This window comes from Streptomyces sp. NPDC057253, from assembly GCF_042669125.1.
Taxonomy (GTDB): Bacteria; Actinomycetota; Actinomycetes; order Streptomycetales; family Streptomycetaceae; genus Streptomyces.
Map to the genome: position 1 here is coordinate 1 of NZ_JBHUXV010000268.1, position 4,185 is coordinate 4,185.

3 protein-coding genes are annotated in these 4,185 nt (G+C 70.9%); all 3 read left to right on the forward strand.

Going from position 1 to position 4,185, the window contains the following annotated elements; all coding sequences use genetic code 11:
- The first annotated feature begins 97 nt into the window (after positions 1–97).
- A complete protein-coding gene (locus ACFULQ_RS48700; RefSeq protein WP_383558182.1) occupies positions 98–2,536 on the forward strand; it encodes an FAD-dependent oxidoreductase in 2,439 nt (812 codons plus the stop codon).
- A gap of 56 nt (positions 2,537–2,592) precedes the next feature.
- Positions 2,593–3,825 (forward strand): sarcosine oxidase subunit beta family protein, encoded by a 1,233-nt coding sequence (locus tag ACFULQ_RS48705; RefSeq protein WP_383558184.1) that lies wholly within the window; start codon positions 2,593–2,595, stop codon positions 3,823–3,825.
- Positions 3,826–3,848: 23 nt separating this feature from the next.
- A partial coding sequence (locus ACFULQ_RS48710) for a sarcosine oxidase subunit delta (RefSeq protein WP_383558186.1) occupies positions 3,849–4,185 on the forward strand: 337 nt, incomplete at its 3' end.

Genomic DNA, 4,185 nt, shown 5'->3' on the forward strand with positions numbered 1-4,185 from the left:
TCACGGGACCTCTTGACACCCACCGGCGCGACGGGCACATTGAGTTGCGCAGCCTGAATCGTGTTGCGTAAAAAGCAACTTATCCGGAGGTGCGGCGATGGCGGGACCCCGAGTGGTCATCATCGGAGCGGGCGTCGTCGGCGCAGCACTCGCCGACGAACTCTCCGCGCGCGGCTGGACCGAGGTGACCGTCGTCGACCAGGGCCCGCTGCCCGCCACCGGCGGCTCGTCGTCGCACGCCCCGGGCCTGGTCTTCCAGGCCAACCCCTCCAAGACCATGACCGAGCTGGCCCGCTACACCGTCGAGAAGTTCTGCTCCCTCGACGTCGACGGACAGCCCTGCTTCCTCCAGGTCGGCGGCCTGGAGGTGGCCACCACCCCGGAGCGCGTCACCGAACTGCACCGCCGGCACGGCTGGCTCACCGCCTGGGGCGTGGACTCCCGCGTCCTGACCGCCGACGAGTGCGTCGAGAAGCACCCCCTGGTCAACCGCGACCGCGTCCTCGCCGGCCTGTACATCCCCACCGACGGCCTCGCCAAGGCCGTCCTCGCCGTCGAGGCCCAGATCCGCCGGGCCACCGAACGCGGGGTGACGTTCCTGGCCCGCCACGAGGTCCTGGACATCCTCCAGACCGACGGCGAGGTCACCGGGGTCCGCACCGACCAGGGCGACCTGGAGGCCGAGATCGTGGTCTGCTGCGCCGGCATCTGGGGCCCGAAGATCGCCCGCATGGCCGGGATGAACCTCCCGCTCACCCCGCTGGCCCACCAGCTCGCCTGGACCGGGCCGGTCCCGGCGCTCGCCGGCCAGAGCGAGGAGGCGGTCCGGCCGATCCTGCGCCACCAGGACGCCGACCTGTACTACCGCGACCGCTTCGACACCCTCGGCATCGGCTACTACGGCCACCGCCCCATGCCGATCACCGCCGACGAGATCCTCTCGTTCGACGAGGCCGACACCATGCCCTCGGTCCTCAAGTTCACCGAGGACGACTTCGCGGACGCCTGGACCGAGACGCAGTCGCTCCTGCCCGCGACCAAGGACGCCAAGGTGGAGGAGGGCATCAACGGCCTGTTCTCCTTCACCACCGACGGCCTGCCCCTGCTCGGCGAGTCCCCGGACGTCAAGGGCTTCTGGGTCGCCGAGGCCGTCTGGGTCACCCACTCCGCCGGTGTCGGCCGGGCCGTCGCCGAGTGGCTGGTCGACGGCCACTGCTCCTCCTTCGACCTCCACGAGTGCGACGTCAACCGCTTCGAACCGCACCAGCTCTCCCCGGAGTACGTGCTGGCCCGCGACTGCCAGAACTTCGTCGAGGTCTACGACATCCTCCACCCGCTCCAGCCCTCCGGCGACCCCCGCCCGATCCGCACCAGCCCCTTCCACGCCCGCCAGCAGGAACTGGGCGCGGTGTTCCTGGAGGCGAACGGCTGGGAGCGCCCGCACTGGTACGAGTCCAACGCGGGCCTGGTGGAAGGCCGTTCGATCGTCACCCCCAACGACTGGGCCGCCCGCTACTGGTCGCCGATCGTCGCCGCCGAGGCCCAGGTCACCCGTGAGACGGTCGCGATGTACGACATGACGGCCCTCAAGCGCCTGGAGGTGAGCGGACGGGGAGCCGCCGACTTCCTGGAGCGGCTGTGCACCGGCAAGGTCGCCAAGTCCGTCGGCTCGGTGACGTACACCCTGCTCCTCGACCACGACGGCGGCATCCGCAGCGACATCACCGTCGCGCGGCTCGCCCCCGACGTCTTCCAGGTCGGCGCCAACGGCAACCTCGACCTCGACTGGTTCACCCGCCACCTCCCCGCCGACGGCACCGTCCAGGTCCGCGACATCACCCCCGGCACCTGCTGCATCGGCCTGTGGGGCCCGCTCGCCCGGGACGTCCTCCAGCCGCTCACCGACGCCGACTTCTCGGCCACCGGCCTCAAGTACTTCCGCGCCAAGCGCGCCCACATCGGCTCCGTCCCGGTGACGGCCATGCGGCTGTCGTACGTCGGCGAACTCGGCTGGGAGCTGTACACCACCGCCGACCTGGGCCAGAAGCTCTGGGACACCCTGTGGCGGGCGGCCCGTCCGCTGGGCGGCATCGCGGCCGGCCGGGGCGCCTTCAACAGCCTCCGCCTGGAGAAGGGCTACCGCTCCTTCGGCACCGACATGACCTACGAGCACGACCCCTACGAGGCCGGGGTCGGCTTCGCCGTCAAGGCCGACAAGGAGGACTTCGTCGGCAAGGCGGCGTTGGAGCGGCGCGCGGCCGACGTACGGCGCAGGCTCACCTGCCTGACCATCGACGACCCGCGGGCCGTCGTCATGGGCAAGGAGCCGGTCTACGACGGTGAGCGCGCCGTCGGCTACGTCACCAGCGCCGCCTTCGGCCACACCATCGGCAAGGGCATCGCGTACGCATGGCTCCCGGCGCAGCTCGCCACCCCCGGCACCCCCGTCCGGATCGGCTACTTCGACCGCTTCGTGGACGCCGTGGTCGCCGAGGAGCCCCTGTTCGACCCGGCCATGTCCCGTCTGCGCGGCTGACCCGGCGCGCAGGAGACGCCGTCCCCGCATCCTCCCGGCACCTCAGGAGACATCCGATGAGCCCCCGCACCCCCGGCGCCGACCTCCCCGAACACCCGGACTGGCTGTGGCGCACCCCCGAGCCGAAGCGCTCCTACGACGTCATCGTCGTCGGCGGCGGCGGACACGGCCTGGCCACCGCCCACTACCTCGCCAGGAACCACGGCATCACCAATGTGGCCGTACTGGAGAAGGGCTGGCTCGCGGGCGGCAACATGGCCCGCAACACCACGATCATCCGCTCCAACTACCTCTGGGACGAGAGCGCCGGCATCTACGAGCACGCGCTGAAGCTCTGGGAGGGCCTGGCGGACGAGCTCGACTATCCGATCCTCTTCTCCCAGCGCGGTGTGCTGAACCTCGCCCACAGCCTCCAGGACGTCCGCGACAGCGTGCGCCGGGTGGAGGCCAACCGCCTCAACGGCGTGGACGCCGAATGGCTCGACGCGGACGGCGTCAAAGAGGTCTGCCCGATCGTCAACGTCTCCCCGGACGTGCGCTACCCCGTCCTCGGCGGCACCTACCAGCCCCGCGCCGGCATCGCCAAGCACGACCACGTCGCCTGGGGCCTGGCCCGCTCGGCCGACGCGGCAGGCATCGACATCATCCAGAACTGCGAGGTCACCGGCCTGGACGTGGTCGGCGGCCGGGTGACCGGCGTCCGGACCACGCGCGGCCCGATCGCCGCGGGCAAGGTCGCCCTGTGCTCGGCGGGCCACACCTCGGTCCTCGCGGCCATGGCCGGCATCGAACTCCCGCTCCAGAGCCATCCGTTGCAGGCCCTGGTCTCCGAACTCCTCGAGCCGGTGCACCCGACGGTCGTGATGTCCAACGCCGTCCACGTGTACGTCAGCCAGGCGCACAAGGGCGAGCTGGTGATGGGGGCGGGCATCGACTCGTACAACTCCTACACCCAGCGCGGCGCGTTCCACATCATCGAGGAACAGATGGCGGCCGCCCTGGAGCTCTTCCCGGTCTTCGCCCGCGCCCATGTGCTGCGGACCTGGGGCGGCATCGTCGACGTCAGCCCCGACGCCTCACCGATCATCGGCCTCACCCCCGTCGACAACCTGTACCTCAACTGCGGCTGGGGCACGGGCGGTTTCAAGGCCACCCCGGGCGTCGGCTGGGTCTACGCCCACACGATCGCCCACGACACGCCCCACCCCCTCAACGCCCCCTTCACGCTCGACCGTTTCACCACCGGCGCGCTCGTCGACGAGCACGGTGCCGCCGCGGTGGCCCACTAGGGATCCTCGAGGAGCCGAACGACATGCTGCTGATCCCCTGCCCGTGGTGCGGGCCCCGCGACGAGTCCGAGTTCCACTACGGCGGCCAGGCCCACGTCCCCTACCCGGAGACCCCCGCCGACCTGACCGACGAGGAGTGGGCCCGCTACCTCTTCTTCCGCACCAACCCGAAGGGCCCCTTCGCCGAACGCTGGAGCCACGCGGCGGGCTGCCGACGCTGGTTCAACGCGGTACGGAACACGGCGACGAACGAGGTGTTGGCGGTGTACCGGGTGGGGGAGAGCCGTCCGGAGACGTCGGATTCGCGCCCGGTCGCATCTCAGCCTCGTTCAGCATCTCCAGCCCCTCCGGCGTTTGAGG

Coding starts and splice junctions, on each gene's coding strand:
- ACFULQ_RS48705 (WP_383558184.1), top strand. CDS start 2,593: ATGAGCCCCCGCACCCCCGGCGCCGACCTCCCCGAACACCCGGACTGG.
- ACFULQ_RS48700 (WP_383558182.1), top strand. CDS start 98: ATGGCGGGACCCCGAGTGGTCATCATCGGAGCGGGCGTCGTCGGCGCA.